22 protein-coding genes and 1 tRNA gene are annotated in these 20,183 nt (G+C 57.6%); 8 read left to right on the top strand and 15 right to left on the bottom strand.

The genetic code is table 11. The features are described 5' to 3' along the window. Positions 1-13 precede the first annotated feature (13 nt). From AB4P94_RS04630 to AB4P94_RS04620, 3 genes are read left to right on the top strand one after another with little or no spacing between them, the layout of a single operon-like run. Positions 14-751, top strand: coding sequence for an SGNH/GDSL hydrolase family protein (locus tag AB4P94_RS04630; RefSeq protein WP_395609586.1), 738 nt, complete (start codon positions 14-16; stop codon positions 749-751). Positions 752-809: 58 nt separating this feature from the next. Further along, on the top strand, positions 810-1,343 hold the full coding sequence (locus tag AB4P94_RS04625; RefSeq protein WP_395609585.1) for a glycoside hydrolase family 19 protein: 534 nt from the start codon (positions 810-812) through the stop codon (positions 1,341-1,343). Beyond that, positions 1,340-1,825: a DUF2514 domain-containing protein gene (locus AB4P94_RS04620; protein WP_395609584.1), complete on the top strand. Its 486-nt coding sequence runs from the start codon at positions 1,340-1,342 to the stop codon at positions 1,823-1,825. Before AB4P94_RS04625 ends, AB4P94_RS04620 begins: the two co-directional genes overlap by 4 nt. 30 nt (positions 1,826-1,855) lie before the next feature. On the opposite strand, the gene AB4P94_RS04615 is transcribed toward AB4P94_RS04620, so the two are convergent. The 8 genes from AB4P94_RS04615 to AB4P94_RS04580 form a co-directional block, all read right to left on the bottom strand. Beyond that, a complete protein-coding gene (locus AB4P94_RS04615) occupies positions 1,856-2,476 on the bottom strand; it encodes a uracil-DNA glycosylase (protein WP_395609583.1) in 621 nt (206 codons plus the stop codon). Positions 2,477-2,540: 64 nt separating this feature from the next. Then, positions 2,541-2,753: a hypothetical protein gene (locus AB4P94_RS04610; protein ID WP_395609582.1), complete on the bottom strand. Its 213-nt coding sequence runs from the start codon at positions 2,751-2,753 to the stop codon at positions 2,541-2,543. Between the two features lie 141 nt (positions 2,754-2,894). Next, on the bottom strand, positions 2,895-4,004 hold the full coding sequence (locus tag AB4P94_RS04605; RefSeq protein WP_395609581.1) for an ImmA/IrrE family metallo-endopeptidase: 1,110 nt from the start codon (positions 4,002-4,004) through the stop codon (positions 2,895-2,897). Continuing rightward, on the bottom strand, positions 3,997-4,326 hold the full coding sequence (locus tag AB4P94_RS04600) for a type II toxin-antitoxin system RelE/ParE family toxin (RefSeq protein ID WP_076952815.1): 330 nt from the start codon (positions 4,324-4,326) through the stop codon (positions 3,997-3,999). The genes AB4P94_RS04605 and AB4P94_RS04600 overlap by 8 nt, the downstream gene beginning before the upstream one ends. 92 nt (positions 4,327-4,418) lie before the next feature. Next, entirely contained in the window at positions 4,419-4,658 is a 240-nt protein-coding gene (locus AB4P94_RS04595) for a hypothetical protein (protein WP_395609580.1), read from the bottom strand. A gap of 2 nt (positions 4,659-4,660) precedes the next feature. Then, positions 4,661-4,849 (bottom strand): hypothetical protein, encoded by a 189-nt coding sequence (locus tag AB4P94_RS04590; protein ID WP_395609579.1) that lies wholly within the window; start codon positions 4,847-4,849, stop codon positions 4,661-4,663. A gap of 1,702 nt (positions 4,850-6,551) precedes the next feature. After that, positions 6,552-6,627: transfer RNA gene (locus tag AB4P94_RS04585), tRNA-Thr, on the bottom strand. A gap of 138 nt (positions 6,628-6,765) precedes the next feature. Further along, on the bottom strand, positions 6,766-6,999 hold the full coding sequence (locus AB4P94_RS04580) for a DUF2790 domain-containing protein (RefSeq protein ID WP_395611296.1): 234 nt from the start codon (positions 6,997-6,999) through the stop codon (positions 6,766-6,768). A 411-nt stretch (positions 7,000-7,410) separates the two neighbouring features. Here AB4P94_RS04580 and bcsQ (AB4P94_RS04575) point away from each other — a divergent pair, with 411 nt between their 5' ends. Continuing rightward, complete coding sequence (bcsQ, locus tag AB4P94_RS04575) at positions 7,411-8,316, top strand: cellulose biosynthesis protein BcsQ (RefSeq protein WP_395609578.1); 906 nt, start codon at positions 7,411-7,413, stop codon at positions 8,314-8,316. Positions 8,317-8,505: 189 nt separating this feature from the next. Beyond that, complete coding sequence (bcsQ, locus tag AB4P94_RS04570; RefSeq protein WP_395609577.1) at positions 8,506-9,405, top strand: cellulose biosynthesis protein BcsQ; 900 nt, start codon at positions 8,506-8,508, stop codon at positions 9,403-9,405. Positions 9,406-9,646: 241 nt separating this feature from the next. On the opposite strand, the gene AB4P94_RS04565 is transcribed toward bcsQ (AB4P94_RS04570), so the two are convergent. From AB4P94_RS04565 to AB4P94_RS04545, 5 genes are all read right to left on the bottom strand, one after another. Beyond that, positions 9,647-10,834 carry a methyltransferase gene (locus AB4P94_RS04565; RefSeq protein ID WP_395609576.1) on the bottom strand — a complete coding sequence of 396 codons (1,188 nt, stop codon included), beginning with the start codon at positions 10,832-10,834 and terminating at the stop codon, positions 9,647-9,649. Then, entirely contained in the window at positions 10,815-11,504 is a 690-nt protein-coding gene (locus tag AB4P94_RS04560) for an ABC transporter permease (protein ID WP_053253900.1), read from the bottom strand. Before AB4P94_RS04560 ends, AB4P94_RS04565 begins: the two co-directional genes overlap by 20 nt. A gap of 38 nt (positions 11,505-11,542) precedes the next feature. Then, positions 11,543-12,238 (bottom strand): ABC transporter permease, encoded by a 696-nt coding sequence (locus AB4P94_RS04555; protein ID WP_043047309.1) that lies wholly within the window; start codon positions 12,236-12,238, stop codon positions 11,543-11,545. 75 nt (positions 12,239-12,313) lie between these two features. Further along, complete coding sequence (locus AB4P94_RS04550) at positions 12,314-13,066, bottom strand: ABC transporter substrate-binding protein (protein WP_017138657.1); 753 nt, start codon at positions 13,064-13,066, stop codon at positions 12,314-12,316. 13 nt (positions 13,067-13,079) lie between these two features. Continuing rightward, on the bottom strand, positions 13,080-13,853 hold the full coding sequence (locus tag AB4P94_RS04545) for an ABC transporter ATP-binding protein (protein ID WP_017138656.1): 774 nt from the start codon (positions 13,851-13,853) through the stop codon (positions 13,080-13,082). Between the two features lie 554 nt (positions 13,854-14,407). Here AB4P94_RS04545 and gabP point away from each other — a divergent pair. Then, complete coding sequence (gabP, locus tag AB4P94_RS04540) at positions 14,408-15,799, top strand: GABA permease (protein ID WP_395609575.1); 1,392 nt, start codon at positions 14,408-14,410, stop codon at positions 15,797-15,799. 140 nt (positions 15,800-15,939) lie between these two features. On the opposite strand, the gene AB4P94_RS04535 is transcribed toward gabP, so the two are convergent. Beyond that, on the bottom strand, positions 15,940-16,353 hold the full coding sequence (locus tag AB4P94_RS04535; protein ID WP_395609574.1) for a hypothetical protein: 414 nt from the start codon (positions 16,351-16,353) through the stop codon (positions 15,940-15,942). 72 nt (positions 16,354-16,425) lie between these two features. After that, a complete protein-coding gene (locus tag AB4P94_RS04530) occupies positions 16,426-17,346 on the bottom strand; it encodes an alpha/beta fold hydrolase (protein WP_395609573.1) in 921 nt (306 codons plus the stop codon). A 166-nt stretch (positions 17,347-17,512) separates the two neighbouring features. Between AB4P94_RS04530 and AB4P94_RS04525 the strand changes: the two genes are divergently transcribed. Both AB4P94_RS04525 and AB4P94_RS04520 read left to right on the top strand, forming a co-directional pair. Further along, the gene (locus AB4P94_RS04525; protein ID WP_395609572.1) at positions 17,513-18,478 is read left to right on the top strand and encodes an arsenic resistance protein; all 966 of its coding nucleotides are present in this window, start codon (positions 17,513-17,515) and stop codon (positions 18,476-18,478) included. An 88-nt stretch (positions 18,479-18,566) separates the two neighbouring features. After that, complete coding sequence (locus AB4P94_RS04520; protein ID WP_395609571.1) at positions 18,567-20,174, top strand: ArnT family glycosyltransferase; 1,608 nt, start codon at positions 18,567-18,569, stop codon at positions 20,172-20,174. The last annotated feature ends 9 nt before the right edge of the window (positions 20,175-20,183 follow it).

The raw sequence follows: 20,183 nt of genomic DNA, 5'->3' as shown, positions 1-20,183 counted from the left end.
AAGGAGCGGTTTGATGCACGGCAAGCTTTTACTGGCAGCGTTTTTTTTCTCAAGCGCTGTCATGGCGGAACAATCTCAGCTCGACCAGCACGTTAAATGTCCGGCCTCTTCTGATAAGGCCTACCGGGTTTTGTTCGTCGGAGACAGCATCACGCGGCACGCCTTCAACAAGGACACGATCCGCGAGCTTGGCTGGTCTCACACATCGGGCATGGGCGCCTCCAGCTCCAAGACAGATTATTCCAACCTGCTCACAGCGATGATCGCCAAGGACAGAAACCAGTATGTGGTCAAGTGCTACCACACCTATGGTGGCAGCGGCTCGGTTGCCGACCGTGTTGCCGGCCTACCGATGGTGGCAGATACCAAGCCCAATTTGGTGGTTCTGCAACTGGGCGAGCATGACAACGCCACCAAGGACCCGGTCCTATTTCACCGTCAGTACGCAACGCTTGTCCGGCAGGCTCGGGCCATGTCCAGCAAGCCAAAGGTAATCGCCTTGGGCCCGTGGTCAATGGCACCGCTCGACGCAAACGGCAAGTACACCGACGAGACCGCAGCTGTAGATCATGAAATGTACATCGTTGCCCTGGAGGAATCGCTCCAGTACATGTCGGTGATGGACTTCGCGGCTATCCCGGAGGCGAGCGGGTGGGGCACCTCTGCGGGTGTTAAATGGCACCCAAACGATCTTGGGCACGCAATGTACGCAGCGAGACTGTTCAGACTGTACAAAGCGGTTGAGCAGTAAATAAGACAAAAACAGAGCCCGGCCATTGCGCCGGGCTTTTTTTCGCCTGGAGAAAAGTATGCTGATCACCGAGCAGCAGTTGCTGCAGATCCTCCCGAACGCCGGCCGACAAGCCGGCGTTTTCGTTTCTGCGTTAAACACGGCGATGAACCGCTATGCCATTGTTGGCGCGTTGCGGGCTGCCGCTTTCATCGCCCAAGTCGGACATGAGTCGGGCCAGTTGCGATGGGTGCGCGAGATCTGGGGGCCGACGTCGCAACAGCTCGGCTACGAGGGCCGCGCCGACCTGGGCAACACGCTGTCGGGTGACGGCTCCAAATACCGTGGCCGGGGCTTGATCCAGATTACCGGCCGGGCGAATTACAAATCCTGTGGTGAAGCCTTGGGCGTTGATCTGATCAATAAGCCTGAGCTGCTGGAGCAGCCGCAGTACGCCACGATGTCGGCTGCCTGGTTCTGGTCCACCCGTGGCCTGAACACTTTGGCGGATCAGAAGGACTTCACGAAGATCACACGGCGCATCAATGGCGGGCTCAATGGCCAGGCTGACCGCCAGGGGCTGTATGACAAAGCGCTGCAGGTGCTGGCATGACGCCGGCGCAAAAGCTGCTCGTTCTGCTTCTGGCGATGGCCATTGCTTGTTTTTCCACATTGAAAGTGGACGCCTGGCGCTATGGGAAACAGATTGCAGATCGTGACATTGCCCAGGCTCTTGCGATTGCCAGGGCTGTGAGCGAGGCTCGTGAAGAAGATCAACGCCGCCAGTCGGCCGTAAATAAGGCGGGAAGTGATGCGCGAGAACAAAACAAAGCTGCAGATGTTGATGGCAGCATTGCTGCTACTGCTGGTGACCGCCTGTACGTCGAAGCCAGTAAGTTTGCCGCCGCTTCCTGCAGCGATCCCGGATCTGCCCAGCGAGGCGCGTCAGCCACCCGCGCCGCCATGGTGCTCTCCGACTTGCTCCAGCGGGCTGACAAAAGAGCGGGAGAGCTGGCAGCGGCTTATGACCACTCCCGAATAGCTGGTTTGACGTGTGAGCGGAGTTATGACGGGCTGAGGCCAGGTTCAAAATGAGAAGCCCGAAGCTTAGCCGGGCTCTGCGAGTTAACGTTGCTGTAAATGTGCACTGACCTGACGAAGAATTTTAAGAATTTTTTCGCGGTTACCAGTTGCGTTATTTACGTATAGCGGGCTCGGGTGGGCGCAAATGAACAGCTTCAGATCGGGCCGGACTGAGGCAATGGTTGCTGCGGCCTTCTCTGCCTTTCTCCCCAGTAAAACGACAGTCCGTAGCTTTGGTAGCAGTGCCAGCAATCGAGGCAGCGGTTGAAGCCCTGCCTCGAGATCTAGAGGGGTGGCTGCTCGTATTTTCGTGCCAGTCCCGATGTACCAAGGTACGACATTCCAAAGCACTGTGTGTTTGCGATCAATGCCAGCCTCGACCCCAAGCTCGAACATATTCTTCGCAGTTTCGTCAGGATTGTTCCGTGAAATAAAGCCCGAAGCAACCGCTTTTGCCCCTGGCGCCTCCAGCAGGAACAACGCTTCAGCGTCAACGCCGCCATCCCAAGGGTCAAAGTAGGGGATCCCCACACCTGGTCCGGCACTCTCGCGAAGCTGGTCAACAAAAGTGGTCAAAGAGTGAATATGGGGTTCGCCGAGCTGCAACATGCGTTTGGCCTTCGCCTCTGGGCTTTGAAGCATCTTGGGAAGATCTGCGAGCATATTGACATCTCGAATAGAGCAGTTGGGTAGGGAAGGGCAGAAACAAGAAGCCCTGCTTGGGGCCCTATTGAGGATTCTTAATCAGATAGATAACCGTAACTGCAATCGCCAATACGCTAACCGCGACAGCAACCTTCCCTATGGTTCTTAACTTTTTCCGATGCCTGGCAAGTCCACGATCCTGAATGCCATATGTGTAGCGGCTCTCAAGGGAAAATGCAGCAATCGCTATCATCGGTGGTATTGCAAGGGCTGTGTACCAGATTACATTTTTCATAACCCGAACCTCCGTAGCGAATTCCCATGGCATTATGCCGCTACGTTGATGATGTGAGTCAATCCAGGTCAAGAAGATGAGCGGCGAGTGAACTGAGAACCATCAGAAACAAGAAGCCCGGCGCTGGGCCGGGCTTTTGATTTAATTGGTTTCGGCGAACCTGAAGCTTTGCTTCAAGTCGTTCATCCAGGACACTTCTATCAACCCATCGTGCTGAAGTCGACCCACGACAATTCCCGGATGAACTCCGAGCTGGCGTGCAAAGGTCTGTACCGCATCTCTGGTCTTCAGCCCAGCCAAAGCGTGCGAATACTGCTTTGGAATCATAAAGTTTCCTGCCCAATCGTTTGCCTCTATCTCCTTCGGATCTTCGTTGTTCCGCTTGCTTGGATCGTCGAGGTAAACAGACTTCTTTTCGTTAGCATGAAGCAAAATATGCGCTGACTCATGGAACAGGGTGAACCAAAACTTATCGTTAGTTTTTCCATAAAGGGACATCTGGATTAGCGGCCTATGAGGGTTAAGCCACCTGGCAACGCCGCTTACATGGGATCTCGGAATGGCAGGTACGAGTACGAACGCTACACCAGCATCAGTGAAAAGCGACCTCATTCGAGGCTCAAAGTCTTTGGGGCTCTTTGTGGTTAGTGAGCGAATTTCAATCAAGGCTTTTTCAAATTTATCTCGATCGTATTTCGGTCCAGAGAACTGTTCAGCCTCAATCTCACCCATTCGAAGCCAGGAGGAAATAGCTGCAATATCGCTTTGGTCCTCTCGGCTACGCCGGAACGCTACCTGCATTCCAGAATAGTGATCCGTCCACTCGTCAGGAGATGCAACGCCGAAAAACTTCAGACATTGCTCTACTAGTCCGGGCTTGTTTTTTTCAACAATTCGGCATTTTTCAATAGCCCCTGAAGACATCAGCTCCTTTAAAGGGAGGCAGTCAAGCCAAGACGTCCACTGACCAAGCTTCGCCTTGGACTCTGCACGAGATAGCTGCTCCCTATAGAGAGCCTCTCGTGAAATCCAAAATGCAGCAGTACTGCCTAGTACGCGCTCCAGCTTGAGGGCTGTATCCTGACTTAAGGCTGCCTTGCCTTTGATTAACTGGTTTACAAGCTTTGCCGACACCCCGAGCCTTGTAGCGAGCTCATCCTGAGTCCATTCCTTCTCCTCGATGAGGTCGAGGATGGTGTCGCCAGGCGGGGACACCCAATCTGGCGCAAACGAAACGGCCAAATCATTCATGGTAATCTCCGATAAAAATAACTTTCACATCAAATACTTGAGACCAGTCCAAAGACTGATCATCGCGCAGCGGGAGTGGGTCGTGATCGGGCTCGAATACAATCCTGCATCCGCCGGCCAAACTGACTGAGAACTGATTTTTCCTGTCGCCCTTAAGGGGGTGAGGGGCGCCAGCAACGAGATCGAGAACTGTGGTCGCGGCTTCAATATCAGAAAGCCTAGATCTCAATTTACGGGCCGAATCAGCTCCTAGCTTTTTCTCCGCAACACGGCTTTGCTCACATAGATCGCGAAGCTTTTTGTCTTTGAAGTCCAGTTTCAAGCTTCACTCCTAAAGGCTACCCTTCTTTACCTATTAGGTAAAGATTAGATGCTATAAAGCGACGAGAAGTCACAGAAAGGCAATTTTATACATCACTGAGCCTTCCCCCGCACAATCCTTCCCGTCTTCACCTCATCCGCATACCCAGCCAGCCGATCCTCGTCCGCATGAAACACAGTGCACATCCTCAGCACCGCCTGGGCGTCCGCCTCATTGCCTGCCAGGCTCAGGCGCTCGGCAATCCTCATCAGCTCCACGGCTGACCACTTGAGATCGGAGGCGATACCTTGCAGGTCGCGTTTAAGGTCTTGGTTGGGCTTGGTCAGGGTCATGTCTATTCCTCCATGATCTTTCTCAAATGGCCAATTGCGCGCGTGAGCTGAGAAGCTTGTTCGAGTGTTGAGCCCGACAGCTCTTCCAGGCCGCCCTCACGGAATTTCTTGCTCTGATCAAAAAGGTTTTGGGCCATCCGCTCAAGCTGCTTGATGTACAGCTCGGTTTGATACTCAGCAGAATGACCCATTGTCAGCCTCCTGGAGAGTTCCTGCTTTTAGCGTTAAGCCTATTTGCGCCAGGTCGCGGCGCAGCTGCTGGTTGGGTTTGGTGAGGGCCATGATGGGTTTTCGGTTGACAGTTGACGGGGGAGTATGGACAGAAACAACAGTTGAACTCAAGAATGCAGAGGGTTCAACAAATCCTTGCCATCACCGGCGATAGGCATCAAGGACTGATCGCGCTGCGAACGTGCCAGGCGTACGTCAGGGCGATTGCGAATTGACATACATTCGTGGTCGTGAAAATTAGCATGCACCTCAATCCACGTAGGAAAAGCGGAGCAGGCGCACCATTCGGACCGAATCCCGTTATCTGGATTTCGCCACGGAAAATCCCGTTATGGCGAATTCGGGGTTCTGTCAACCAGGGTTTGGAGCGATTTGCCCGATCTGTCAACCAGCTCAAATGATTGAAACTAAATGAGTGGGATCGCTGGCGGATAACTAAGCGTGCATGCTGTCTTGCTGCCCGTCAGCGTCCCGCCTTGATTAAACGTGTGAGTCGGTGCGGAAGTAAAGCCAGAAAAAAGGGATTGTGTTCGGTCGGCAGTGCGCCAGGGGATGCGGTATTTCAGATAGGCAGCATGGTTCGATTCTGTGGATAATTCAGGCGCGGCGAAAAAGGACGCGCGTCAGCCTCCTGCGCCACCATGGTGCTCTCCGACCTGCTCAGCGGGTAGGTTGGAGAGCGGGAGAGTTGGCAGCGGCTTATGATCGAGCCAAAATAGCAGGGCGCTTATGTGAGCGTGCATCAAATTTAGTCACAAGCGCCATCATTGGGTCTCCGACTGGGCAAGAGGGCCTTGCAAGTTGGGTGTAGCGGTATGGTTTTAAGGCTTGCAGATATACAGGTTAACATGCAAAAAGATATTGAAAGGATCACAATTCTAATTGATGCTCAGACCAAACAGAGATTGGTAAAAGCTGCGATTTTTGAGGACAGAACTGTTTCACAAGTTATACGAGGGCTAGTCAAATCACACCTGCAGCAGGTTGAAAAAAAATCTAGCATGTTGGAAACCGATTTGACCCAGCCATGCTCAACGAATTCTCGCCATTACTGACGATGGGGATGGTGCCGTGATCGCGCTGCGGGATTGACTGGCGTATGCGCGCGCGGTTTTACGCTAAGCTGATTTGAAAGGAGGATTTAGGTATAAGGAAGTGACGATGGATTATTACCACCCATGCATGGGGGTTTTGCTGACCTCAGCCTGGGTTTTAGCTGTGTCGATCGTCATCTACTCAATAGTAGAGTGACGATGCCCCGAATTCGCCATACCTCCAGCACCTCTATTGCCACCACCATCCCTCAATACCGATGAGCGTGAGCGGACGGTACCAAATGTTGTTATGACAGCCAATTACGCGGATATCCTCCTGGAAAAGCAAAGCCCCGGAGGTTCGCGGCTCCAGAGCTTCTATTTTCGCCTCCATCCCTAAATGTCTGGCGAACGTGGCCGGAAGATTACCAGCGGCCTTTGAATTTTTCACTACAGTTTTAGGAGATTGTATTCGGTTGGCTGGACGCCGGGGGAGGGCTGGCTTTTCAGATAAACGGCACCGCTCGATTCTGTGGATAACTCAGGCGCAATGGAAAACAATGTACGTCTATTTGTACGTTTGGCAGAAACAACAAGGCCCCGCATCGCTGCGAGGCCTTGTTTTATATGGTGCCGGCACCAGGAGTCGAACCCGGGACCTACTGATTACAAGTCAGTTGCTCTACCAACTGAGCTATACCGGCGTGTTAGGGCGACGATTATAGCGATTGGCAAGCATCTGTAAACCCCTGAATTCTGACTATTTTTGCAGATGCAGAGGTTTTTTTGCGATCGCAGCTTTTTCGCCGCTCCGAGGGCGCTTTATCGGACAACTCAGCGGCTCAGTTTCCATCCCCACAATTATCGGTGAATTTCATGTAGTCCAGCACTTGGGTCTGGCCTTTGGAGTCGAGGTAAGTCAGGTGGGCGTTGACCACGCCGCAGCCGGAGCGGGTGTCTTCGGTGGTGGCGAGTACGCGCTGGATGTCGGGCTTGTGGCTGACGCCTGCGTGGGCGGTGAAGCTGGCGGCAAACAGGCTGGCGGCGATGAGGGTTTTCCAGTTGTTCGGGTTCATGGTGGTGGCCTCTTGGGTCAATGGTTGGGGTGAGGCCATTGAATGCCTGGGAGGTATCCGGGCTGTGTCTGCAGTCGCGGGTTTTGTCTCGTTGTGTATTGGCTGGGGATTTATGTACGTGCTGATACGAAGACGAATCAGGGTTGGCGTAAATGGGGGAGTACCGATCAAAAATCGTACATAAATTCAGTAGTTCATTGATTTAGAAACAGAAATTTAAAATGCCGTGCTGAGCCATAAAAATGGCGCCATGCCACTCATCTGAAAGCATTTCGTTACAAACAGCAAAATACTGACACCATCAGTGTGATATCACACAATGCGCGCCTTACTTAACCAGCGGTTTGCGAGAGGAGGAGGCAGTCAGTGGGGCGTACAGATCACATTTCAAAACTATATACCGCGCTGGGTATGCACTCTTTTAGCCAGCCCGATGCAACCCCGGAATCGGCCCCGGCGCCTTTACAGCATCTGCTGGATCAGTTGAACCAAGGCGCTGCGAATCACTTGCGCCCGTCAGAGTTGGTCGAAGGCCCGCGTGGCGAGGTGTATTCGGACCCGCTGGCGCCGAAAGTCGTGGTGGTGGTGTCTGCCACCGGCGGTGTAGGGCGCAGTACATTGGCGGCGGCGATTGCCAGTGGTTTGCAACGCCAAGGCCACCCGGCGCTGGCGTTGGACCTGGACCCGCAAAATTCACTGCGCCACCACTTGTGCCCCGGCGCTGAGCTGCCCGGCATCGGTGCGACCAGCCTGCTCAATCAAACCTGGCAGGCATTGCCCGAGCGTGGGTTTGCCGGGTGTCGTCTGGTGGCGTTCGGTGATACTGACCTGGTGCAGCAACAAAGCCTGACGCGCTGGCTGGGCCAGGACCTCGATTTTCTCGGCAAGCGCTTGGGCGGTTTGGGCCTGAACGGCCAGGACACAGTGGTGATCGACGTGCCGGCGGGCAACACGGTTTACCTTAATCAGGCGATGTCGATGGCCGATGTGGTGCTGGTGGTGGTCAAGCCTGACGCGGCTTCATTTCGCCGTTTGGCCAAGATGGATGAAGTGCTCGCGCCTTACCTTGAGGGTGAGGCGTCCCCGGAGCGCTTTTATGTGATCAACCAGGTCGACGGCGCTCACGCGTTCAGCCAGGACATGGCCACTGTGTTCAAGCTGCACCTTGGCGACGCGGTGTTGGGCGCGGTCCACCGGGACCCGGCGTTCCGTGAGGCGCAGGCCTACGGAAACGATCCGCTTGACCCGCTGCTCAACAGCATCGGCTGCCAGGATGTGAATGCGTTATGCCGCGCCCTCACGGTGCGTTTGCATTAAGGAATGGCTTGGTCATTAATTTGACCATTTACCACTTGTCTAAAAAACAACCAGTTAAAACATCAAAATAATGACACTTTGCCGTGTCTGTCACAGAATGCTTCAACTGGGACGCCTATAAAAAGACCTGCGGTGAGTACCTGCTTGCCGACCCTTCACGTCTTTAAGCTGCGTCGTGAGGAGCAGGCCATGAGCCTTAGTGAAGAACTGCTGGCATTGTTCGGCAAAAACGTGACCCACGATGCCCACGGCATTGATGCGCGCATGCACTTCTTCGGCAGCGTGCCTGCCGACGAAGGCAGCCACCCCCGACCGCCTGAAACCGCTGCGCTGCGCCCGAAAGTGGTGGCGTTAGTGTCGATCAATGGCGGCGTCGGTCGAAGTACATTGGCCACGGCCTTGAGCAGCGGTTTGCAGCGCCATGGCGAATCGGTGGTGGCGCTGGACCTGGACCCGCAAAATGCGTTGCACCATCATTTCGGCGTCAGTGCATCACTGCCCGGGCTCGGCCGTACCAGCCTGGAACATGGGCAGTGGGCGCAATTGCAGCAGCTTGGTTTCGCCGGTTGCCAGGTGATTACCTTTGGCGATATCGACATCGAGCAGCAGGAAAACCTCGAACGCTGGCTTAAACACGAACCTTCCTGGCTCGCACAGCGCCTCGCTTCCCTGGGCTTGAGCGAGCGGCAGACGGTGATCATCGATACCCCAGCCGGTAATAACGTTTACTTTCATCAAGCGCTCAACGTCGCGGACGTGGTGCTGGTGATTGTGCAAGCCGATGCCGCGTGTCTGGGCACCCTGGACCATCTTGATGTATTGCTTGCGCCACACCTTGAGGGTGAGCGGCCACCGGCTGTGCATGTGGTGGTCAACCAGGTGGACGAGAGCAATGCCTTCAGCCTGGATATGCTTGAGGCCTTCAAGCAGCGGCTTGGCAAAGCGCCGCTGGAGGTTCATCGCGACATGAAAATCAACGAGGCGCTGGCGTTTGCCTCCGACCCGTTGGACAACGTGGCGAAACGGCTGGCCAGTGATGATTTCAACGAGATTTGCCAACTGCTGAAGGCGCCGAAAAGGCGCGCCTAAAGTGTGCTTTATGCGCTTATCGCCAGATGCTTATGCACAATCGGTTGGTTGGAGCTGTCACGAAACAGCCATTTTGTGGAGCCGTTCTCAACACGCTGCAACTGCCTGTTTTGTGTGCGTTTTATTTTATGAACAAAAAATGACCAGCATGCCTTTTGGCCCGTAACGCAGATGGCTACAGCTTCTGTAAAGATTCCATCAACAGAGTTATCCACAGGGCGCGTGTAGGAAATTTTGCGCCTTAATCGCGCTCCGCCAGCACCATCAAGTTGCGCGGGGTGAGCGTGGATTCACAGAAGGTGCCTATCTCAACCTTGTAGCCCTGTTCCGAGAGGAAAAGTGCCCGGTCCAGCACCAGCCACATTTCCAGTGGGCGTCGGAATAAGCCCCGTACCAATTCCAGGTTTCGCACTTCGGCCAAACGGCGCCAGCCGTGTGCCTCCAGCTCGGCCCAATTTTCTTCCCCTGTGGATAAACCCTTGAGGCTTGCCAGCGCCTGGCAGTAGTCGGCGAAGGGTTTGTCCAGCCAGCTCGCGGGCAGGGACGGCGTGGGCAGGTAGTCGTCGCAGCCGCGCAGTTGCCGTTGCAGGCGGTCAAAGCCCAGGCGGCGGGCCATGGAAGTGTCGCGCTGCTGGCGTACACGATTGCCGGCGGTGACGGTTTCGCTCAGGGGCAGGCCCAAGTCTTCAATCGATAACTGCAACTGCGATGCGCGGCCAGCAGCCGACAGTGCCAGGTAGTTCTCAGCGTTGATGCGGTTATAGCAGCACGGCGCCAGCGCCAGGCTTTTGCAACCGGCCGCAGTGGCGAGTTGCAGCAGGCGTACGTGCAGGTCTCCGCAGGCATGCAGGGCAACGGGTGTGTGTTCGGGGTTGATCGCCACATCGGCCATCACGTCTTGCAGTTGATGGCGGGCGGACAAGCCATGGTGATCGCTCAGCGCCTGGCCTGCGGCGATCAAGGCCGGATCGTATTCCAGGCACGTCAGTTGCTGGCCGGGTTGCAGCAGGCGGCGGCCGAGGTGGCCTTTGCCGGCGCACCAGTCCAACCAATGTGTGGGTGTTTGCGCAAATTGCAGCGCGGCGCCGAAGGCTTCGATCTGCTGCCATTTGCGACCGGGCACCTCCACGTTCAGGCGATGGAGCGCAGGCTTCAAGGGTTGCAACGGTAACTTATCCACAGCACTCAAGCGCTGCGCTTGTTCGGCGAGCTGTGGAAAAGGCGCTGGCGCCTGTAACGCGTGGGGCTGGTTATGGCTGGCTTCCGCCTCGGCCAACGAACGCTGGCGCAGCCACTGCGCCAACTGCGGGTGCGCTGTTTCCCAGGGCAAGTGCAGATGCGTAAAGGGCCGTGGTTTCCACAGCCCTTGATGCTCGATCAGGAATGCATCCAGCGCGTTAAAGCGCGCTTCAACGTCCCTGGCAGGCATCGACGCGCAGCCAGCGTTCCAGCAACTTGAAGCCGCGCACCAGGATGTAGGCCATCAACAGGTAGAACAGCCCGGCGGCGAAGAAGATCTCTACCGGCAAATAAGTGCGCGCAATGATCGTGCGCGCCATGCCGGTCAGTTCCAGCAAGGTCACAGTACTGGCCAGGGCGCTGGCCTTGAGCATCAGGATCACTTCGTTGCTATAGGCCGGCAGGCCGATGCGCGAGGCGCGCGGCAGGATGATGTAGAACAGCGTTTTGGGCCTGGACATGCCCAAGGCACGCGCCGCTTCGATTTCACCCGGCGGAATGGCCTGGATCGCGCCGCGCAGAATCTCGGCGATATAGGCCGCAGTGTGCAGGGTCATGGTGGCCGTGGCGCACCAGAACGGGTCGCGCAGGTAGGGCCACATGAAGCTCTCGCGCACGGCGTCGAACTGCGCCAGGCCGTAATACACCAGAAACAACTGCACCAGCAGCGGCGTACCACGGAAGAAGAAGATGTAGGCGTAGGGCAGGGCGCTCACGTACCAGCGGCGCGAGGAGCGGGCGATACCCAGCGGAATCGCCAGCAGCAAACCGGCGATCACGGCGATGGCCACCAGCTCAAGCGTCAGGGTCGCGCCTTGGGCCAGTTTGGGCAGCCACTTGATGATCACGGCCCAATTCAGGCCCAGGTCAAAATGCGACAGCCAACTGTAGTCACCGCTCATTGGGTGCTCCTTGCAAAGCCGCGGGCGGCGCGTTTTTCCAGGAAGTGCATGCTGATCATTGCCAGTACGGTGAGGCCCAGGTACATGAAGGCTGCGACCATAAAGAAGGTGAATGGCTGTTTAGTCACGGTCACGCCGATCTGCGCGTGGCGCATGATTTCTTCCAGGCCGATCACCGACACCAGCGCGGTGTCCTTCATCAGAATCATGAACAGATTACCCAGGCCCGGCAGGGCGATACGCCACATCTGCGGCATGATCAACCGGGTAAAAATCCGCAACTTCGACAGGCCCAACGCCACACCGGCTTCGCGGTGGCCCTTGGGAATGGCGAGAATCGCACCACGAAACACTTCCGTGGCATAGGCGCCAAAGCACAGGCCCAGGGCGATCACCCCGGCGGCAAAGGCACTCAGGGAAAGGTCGGGGTTACCAAAAAACTCCCCCAGGGCGCGCATCAAATTGACCGTGCCGAAATAAATCAGCAGCACCCACAGCAGTTCGGGAATACCGCGAACGATGGTCGAGTAAGCGCCGCCAAGCCATTGCAGCGGCTTGTACGGGGACGTCTTGGCCAGGGCGCCGGCAAGGCCGAGCACCAGCCCCAGGCACAGGGCCGTGAGCGCCAGTTTGACGGTCATCAGCGCGCCGGCGGCAAGCGCCGGGCCGAATCCGTAGAGATCGAAATTCATGGTGTTTTCATATCGCGGCAGGCATTGCTAAAAGCCGGCGCGCTCGACGGAGCGCGCCGGGCAAGTCGCTCAGCATCATTCGATGCTGAACGGGAAGTACTTGTCGTTGATCTTCTTGTAGGTGCCGTCTGCCTTGATCTCTGCCAGGGCTTTGTTCAGGCGCTCGCGCAGCGGGTCGCCCTTGCGTACGGCGATACCGATCTTGTCGCTTTCTACCACCGGGTCGCCTTTGAACTCATAGGCCGAACCGTCTTTGCTCTTGAGCCATTCGTACTGCACGTATTTGTCGGCGAGGATGCCATCCAGGCGGCCGGACGTCAGGTCGAGGTAGGCGTTTTCCTGGGTGTCGTACAGCTTGGCGGTGGTGTCCGGCAGCTTGTCTTCCAGGTAAGTACCGGCCAGCGTCGCGCGTTGGGCGCCGATGATCTTGCCCTTCAGGTAACCGGCGTCGGTTTTGAAGTCCGCTGTGGCTTTAGGTGCGATGAATTGCAGCTTGTTGGAGTAGTACGGGTCGGTGAAGTCGACAGCCTGCTTGCGCTCATCGGTGATCGAGAGCGAGGACACCAGGAAGTCGAACTTCTTGGCGTTCAGGGCCGGGATGATGCCGTCCCAGTCGGACACATACACTTCGCACTTCTCGACTTTCATCTTGGCGCACAGGGCATCGCCGATGTCTTTGTCAAAACCTACCACGTTGCCGCTGGCGTCTTTGTTGTTGAAGGGCGGGTAGGCCGCTTCGATCCCCATTTTCAAGGTTTCTGCCATGGCCGTGGCGCTGAACGCCATCGAGACGGCCGCAGCCAGAAGGAATTTTTTATAGTTCTGCATGCATGTTGCTCCGTTAGCGGTTGCTGGACATGAATTGTTTGCAGCGCGCCGAAAGCGGGTTTTCAAACACCTGCTGTGGCGATCCTTGCTCTTCGACCAGGCCCTGGTGCAGGAACACCACTTCACTGGACACCTGACGGGCGAAGCCCATTTCATGGGTGACCAGCAGCATGGTGCGGCCTTCTTCGGCCAGTGCGCGGATCACATTAAGTACTTCCTGAACCATTTCCGGGTCAAGGGCCGAGGTTGGCTCGTCGAACAGGATGACCTTGGGCTGCATCGCCAGGGTGCGCGCGATGGCCGCACGTTGTTGCTGGCCGCCCGACAGTTGCGCCGGGTAAGCGTGACGCTTGTCGCTGATGCCGACCTTGGCCAGCAAGGCTTCGGCCACTTCGATGGCCTCGGCTTTGCTCTGGCCGAGCACACGGCGGGGCGCCTCGATGATGTTGTCGAGGATGCTCATGTGCGGCCACAGGTTAAAGTTTTGAAACACAAAACCGATTTCACTGCGCAGGCGGTTGATCTGTTTGCCGTCGGCGGCCATCAGCTCGCCGTTTTTTGCGGCCTTGAGCTTGAGCTCTTCGCCGGCCACCAGAATCTGGCCCTGGTGCGGGTTTTCCAGCAGGTTGATGCAGCGCAAAAAGGTGGACTTGCCGGAACCGGAGGAACCCAGGATCGAGATCACGTCGCCGTCGCGGGCGGTCAGCGAGATACCTTTAAGTACCTCCAGCTCACCGTAGCGTTTATGCAAGTTGCGGATTTCAAGCGCGGGCGCGGCCTCGGCCATGTGCGGTCCTCATTGTGTTCATTGCGTGCCTGCTGTTGGGCTGCCTTCCTGGCGAGGCGCCAAGCTAGCATAGCGTTTGGATGACAGCCAACAGCCCGGCGGGCGGTAAACGGGTGGTCTGCGGCAGGGTGTCGCATCAGCGCAGCAGCGTGTCGCGCTATCAACAACCAACAGACGTTTGAACCCGATAAATCCACAGGCTTCGCGTAAAAAAGGGCGCGATGGTGCCAGCTTTGGCCGGGTGTTGGAAGGGTTAACCGGGCAAACGGCGCTTATCAGCCCTTTAATGGAGCGTCACGCACTTTTTGTGTGTGTTTTTGGTGCGTTTATACGTCTTGAAAGTGAGTCGCCCGGTAACGCTATAGCGGAATGCCATTATTCTCAATGACTTGCGTGCATATTTGGAATGCGCTGCAGGCCGCGTCAAACAAGGCTGTGAAACATTTTGGCGCAAATCTTGCGTAAAAAATAAAGAACGCCCCGTTGGTTTCTTTTCACGAGAAAGATCGCAGGCCGGGCGGACTGTTTTCGCAATTCCTCGCAAAGGTGTGTCAATGAGTAGTACGCAAAGCTCCAATGACCTCGAACAGGGGCTCAAACCGCGTCACGTCACCATGCTGTCGATTGCCGGCGTTATTGGTGCCGGTTTGTTTGTCGGCTCCGGCCACGCGATTGCTGCCGCCGGGCCCGCCGTACTGCTGGCGTATGCCGCAGCAGGCACCTTGGTGGTGTTGGTGATGCGCATGCTGGCCGAAATGGCCGTGGCCTCGCCTGACACCGGTTCGTTCTCCACCTACGCCGACCGCGCGATCGGGCACTGGGCCGGCTTCACCATCGGTTGGCTGTACTGGTGGTTCTGGGTGCTGGTGATTCCATTGGAAGCCAACGCCGCTGCGACCATCCTCCACGCCTGGTTCCCCGACGTGGCTATCTGGGCGTTTACCCTGATCATCACGTTGCTGCTGACCGCGACCAACCTGTTCAGCGTGAAGAACTACGGTGAGTTCGAGTTCTGGTTTGCGCTGATCAAAGTCGTGGCGATTGTGGGCTTTGTGATCCTCGGCCTGGCGGCGATTTTCGGCTTCCTGCCGACCAGCCAGGTCAGTGGTGTGTCGCACCTGTTCGATACCCAGGGCTTTATGCCAAACGGCATGGGCGCGGTATTGGCGGCGATCCTGACCACCATGTTCTCTTTCATGGGCACCGAGATCGTCACCATCGCGGCTGCCGAATCGAAGAACCCTGGCCAGCAAATCACCAAGGCCACCAACTCGGTGATCTGGCGGATTGGTTTGTTCTACCTGCTGTCGATCTTCATCGTGGTGTCGCTGGTGCCATGGAACGATCCGACCCTGGCGGCGGTAGGTTCCTACCAGACCGTGCTGGAACGCATGGGCATTCCTAACGCCAAGCTGATCGTTGACCTGGTGGTGTTGGTTGCCGTGACCAGCTGCTTGAACTCGGCGTTGTACACTGCCTCGCGCATGTTGTTCTCCCTGGGCCGTCGCGGTGACGCACCGGCCGTGGCCAAACGCACCAACAAGAGCGGCACGCCTTACTGGGCGGTGTTGCTGTCTACCGGCGCGGCGTTCCTGGCGGTATTCGCCAACTATGTGGCCCCTGCAGCGGTGTTCGAATTCCTGCTGGCAAGTTCCGGCGCTATCGCGCTGCTGGTGTATCTGGTGATCGCGGTGTCGCAACTGCGCATGCGCCAGAAGCGCACGGCAGCCGGCGAGAAAATCGTGTTCAAGATGTGGCTGTTTCCGGGCCTGACTTACGCGGTGATGGTATTCATCGTCGGTACATTGACCATCATGCTGTTCCAGGAAGCGCACCGGGTCGAGATTATTGCGACCGGGATTCTGAGCTTGCTGGTGGTGGTGGCGGGGCTGGTTGTGGCGAGCCGTCGCAAGGCGCAGAGGGTGGGCGCTGCTGTACTCAATTGAAGTGATGGAATGCAGTGCTTAATGCGCCGCAGTTCAAATGTGGGAGCGGGCTTGCTCGCGAAAGCGCAGTGTCAGTCACCAGATGTGCTGACTGATCCAATGCATTCGCGAGCAAGCCCGCTCCCACATTTTGTTTTGCGTCAGTCTGCTGGGTTGGCGAGAGCCTGGGAGGCCGCAACGTAGTCCGCCTGAAACTGCGGCGATTCAATCCACGCCAACGCGGCCGCTTCATCATCGTTGTCCGTGGCCCACTGGCGATACTCGATCAGTGCCGCGAAGATAAAGTCGGTGGCTTCCTCTTCGCCTTCCTGCTCCAGCACCAGCGCCAACAGCGGGTGCGCCAGGAATGCCGCGCACAACGCCTGCTGGCTGGTCTCGCCTGCGGTGCGCATCTCGACAAACAACTCGGTTAAATCCACCGACTCCAGGTCAATACGGCTGTCATCGCCGGCGAACGCATCCGGCTTGGTCGCGACGGCGCGCTGGGTACGGTTTTGCTTGGCCTTGGCCTTGGCCCGGTGGGCACGTTTTTGCTGCTTGTTCGGCGAGGCCATGGGCTCAACGTCCTTGGGGTGTGGATTCAGGTGGAGTATTGAAGCGCAGGTTGGGGCAAATCCCAAGGGAATCTAGGTGCGGCCCGTCACCTGGCGCCCTGGTGTGTCTTGTGCCAGTGCGCCCTGTTGCAGCCACGCCAGCGCAATCGGCCACAACCTGTCCTGATATTCACTGCGAAAGAACGCGAAATGCCCGACGTGTTTTTCGCCGATGTCCTCGGGGGCGATTCGCAGGTGGGTGCGCTCGCTGGCGTTGAAATAACCCAGCAACCGCTCGATCGCCGCGACCGTGCCGAAGGGATCGTCGGTGATGCTGATGGCCAGTACCTGCGCCTTTACGCGGCCAAAGGGCGGCTCGCCCAGAGCTTTCCCGCTGGGGCGTGTTTCGTATCGAGGTGTGGGGGTTGCCCAGTCGTGCACCACGCCAGCCGGGGTGTCCTCCAGCCAGCCCATACGTTTGCCGGGGAAGTAACCGCACAGTGTTGTCAGCAGGGGCATCACCACGTGCCATTTGCCAAACATCCGCCAACGGGTGCTCGCCGCGTAATCGCGCCAGTAGGCGAATTGGGCGCCGACCGTCACGATCCTGCGGATTGCTGCGCCCGAGGCTGCCAGCCCGGCTGCACAGCCGCCAAAGCTGTGCGCAACCACATCAATCGGCTGCCCCGGAAATTCGCGTTGCGCCCGTTGCAGCATCGCCTCGAAATCCAGCACGCCCCAGTCCGACCAGGACGCCTTGAAGCCTTTCAGCGAGCCGCTGCGCGATTCGCCGATGCCGCGATAGTCATAGGTGATGACGTCGAAACCCTGGGCGAACAAATAGTCTGCAAAGCGCGAGTAGTGGCGGCAACGCACGGAGGTGGCGGCGTTGATGATGACCACGGGGCGCGCCGGGTCGGTGCGGATGTGGCGCCAGGTGAAGCCGCCGATCGCATAACCGTCGGCAGCAGGTTCGTGAAAGGCTTCTGGGGCGGGGCGGGTGGGCAGGTTCATGGGGCGGCTCGATCCTCGCGCTTTGGGGGTATTGGGGCCACGCGCTTTTATTGGAAACCGAAACTAACAAATTTATCGTGGTCTTGGCGTAGGAAATGTCGCGGCGCTCGACCTTATCTTCCCGGGTGCTTAGGCTTGCAATCCATTGATCAGCCAGAGCCAGCCCATGACCCGTGACACCCTCGAGCACAACCAAATCCCGATTTACTTCGCCGCCGTCCTCCTGGCGGCGGCGTTTGGCGTGCTCGCGCCCGTGTCGGCTCAAAGTCTGGGCGCATGGGTCACGCCCGCCATTGCCGTGTTGATGTACGCCATGTTCCTGCAAATTCCCTTTCTCGATCTGCACGAGGGCCTTGGCAACAAGCGCTTCATCTGCGCGTTGCTGCTCGCCAATTTCATCCTGGTGCCCTTGCTGGTCTGGGCGTTGACCCGAGGGTTGATGGATCGCCCGGCGTTATTGGTCGGAGCGCTGTTGGTGTTGCTCACGCCGTGCATCGATTACGTGGTGGTGTTCACTCATATCGGCAAGGGTGACTCGCGGCTGATGCTGGCCGCGACGCCAGTTCTGTTACTGCTGCAACTGGTGCTGCTGCCGGTGTACCTGGGGTTCATGCTGGGGGCGCATTCTGAAGTCGTGGTGGCGGTCGGGCCTTTTGTAGAAGCGTTCGTGTTGTTGATTGTGCTGCCGATGGTGCTGGCCGTGCTGACGGCATCTCTGGCCCGACGCTCAAGCGTTATCAATGCCTGGAACACGGCCTGGGCGTGGCTGCCGGTGCCGGCAATGGCACTGGTGTTGTTTGTGGTGATCGGCTCTCAGCTAACTTCGGTGGTGCGGGATATCGGTTTGCTGTTGCCGGTGGTTCCGGTTTACGTGGGTTTCCTGCTGCTGGCCCCGTTGACGGGCGCGCTGGCGGCCCGGCTGTTTGCGTTACCGGCGAAGACGGCGCGGGCAGTCACCTTTAGTGCGTCTACCCGTAACTCGCTGGTGGTGCTGCCCCTGGCGCTGGCGTTGCCCGAGGACGTGCGCGGGCTGGCCGCGACGACGGTGATTCTGCAAACACTGGTGGAGCTGGTGGGCGAGCTGCTCTACATCCGGCTGATCCCGGCTCTGGTGTGGCGCGCTCGTCGATAAACCCGAAAATCTTTCGGTCTGTTCAGGCGCTATTCAGGGGGTGAGTCGGCAACATGGCGTCGGCGCACCTTACCTGGAAGGAATACTGATGGATCATCGCAGCCGGTTTCGCCTGGAATCCCTGGGCATTTTCCTGATCGCTCTTTTGCTGTTCACCGTGGGGATCTGGGATCAGCAACCCCAAGGGTTTGACGGGCGCTGGGCGCTCTTCATGCAGGAAATGTTTCGCAACGGCGCGAGCCTTTTTCCTACCACTTATGGTCAGCCCTACGCGGACTATCCCGGTACTGCCACCTTCTTCAGCTATGTATTTGCCCGTTTGTTTGGTGCGCCGAACCACTTGGCAAACGTGCTGCCGACCGCGCTGGCGTCGGCGGGTGTCATCGCACTGATCTATCGCTTACTCGTGCCGTCCGGCCGGCCTTGGGCGTTGTTGACGGTATTGCTGACGCTGCTCACCACGCAGTTGCTCGATAAATCGCGCTCGGTGTGCCTGGATCAGATGGTCGCGCTGTTGTGCGTGGGCAGCTTCTACCTGCTGCACAGCGGCGAGCGTCTGGGGTCGCGCGCAAGGCAGCTGGCAGTGTTTCCGTTGTTTATCCTGGCGTTTGCGATTCGCGGGCCGCTGGGGCTGATCGAAGTGTGTGGCGTGGTCTGTGTGTACTGGGCGTTGGGTCGTCCCGGGGTGCGGGTCAAGCAGGTGCTGATTCACGGTTTCGTCGGGTTGTTATTGCTTGGGGCATGCTGGTGGGTGCTGATGAAGCTCGCGCGGTTCAGCGGGGGCGATGCTTTTGCCGACGAAGTGTTCAAGATGCAGGTTGGCGGGCGCCTTGATGAGTCGGGCGAGCCGTTTTACTTCTACTTCAAATTGAGCCTGTACCGGTATTTCCCGGTGGTGCCATTGGCGCTGGCAACGTTGATCGCGCTGCGCCATCGCTGGGGCGAGCGCTGGGTCAATAACGATGTGCAATTGGTGGTTCGGCTCGCGGCCTGCGGGTTGATGATTCTGCTCGGGCTTTCGGTGCCGCATTTCAAACGTGCCTATTACATCCTGCCGATGGTGCCGATGTTTGCGGCTGTCGCCGCCTATGGCTTGCTTCAGGCGCAAAGCTGGCTAGTGGGGGTGCGCCGCTGCTATGAAGGGCTTGTCGTCGCGCTACCGGCCTTGTGCGTGGTGGTGCTGTTTGTGTGTCGGCATGCGTGGCAAAAGCACGGCTACTGGCCTGATGTGTCGCTGCCGTTGCTGATCGGCCTATTGGTGGTGCTGCAAGTGGCGGCGCTGGTTGCCTGGCGCCGCGACTTGCGTCTGATTTCACTCAGTGTGATCGCCCTGGCGGCGCAATGGCTGCTGCTGGTGGTGGTGATTGATCCCGCAAAAGACCTGCAATTCGATACTCGCAAGTTTGTCAGCCAGGTGGAGGCGTTACGCGCTTCGCAGCCTGGTCCTTTGGTCTTTGTTGATCTGGGGCGCGACACCTGGGCGGTGCGCTACATGATGAACCTGGATCATGAGGAGCAACCGCTGTTTGTCGGTGGCAATGAGCCGGAAAAGTTGAAAACCTTGCCGCGGCCTTCATGGGTATTGGTGCCGCGCAAAGAGGCGGCTCTGCTCAAGGGGACGTCCATGGAGCAGCAGGCGCCGGCCTTCGAAGGGCGGCTGAATGACAACCCGCTGATGGTGTTTTTACTCAACTAGGCCGGTGCA

Source organism: Pseudomonas sp. B22129 (genome assembly GCF_044218875.1).
In the GTDB taxonomy this organism is placed as follows: domain Bacteria; phylum Pseudomonadota; class Gammaproteobacteria; order Pseudomonadales; family Pseudomonadaceae; genus Aquipseudomonas.
The sequence above is the reverse complement of the archived record's forward strand: the minus strand, read 5'-3'. Positions and strand labels throughout refer to the sequence as shown.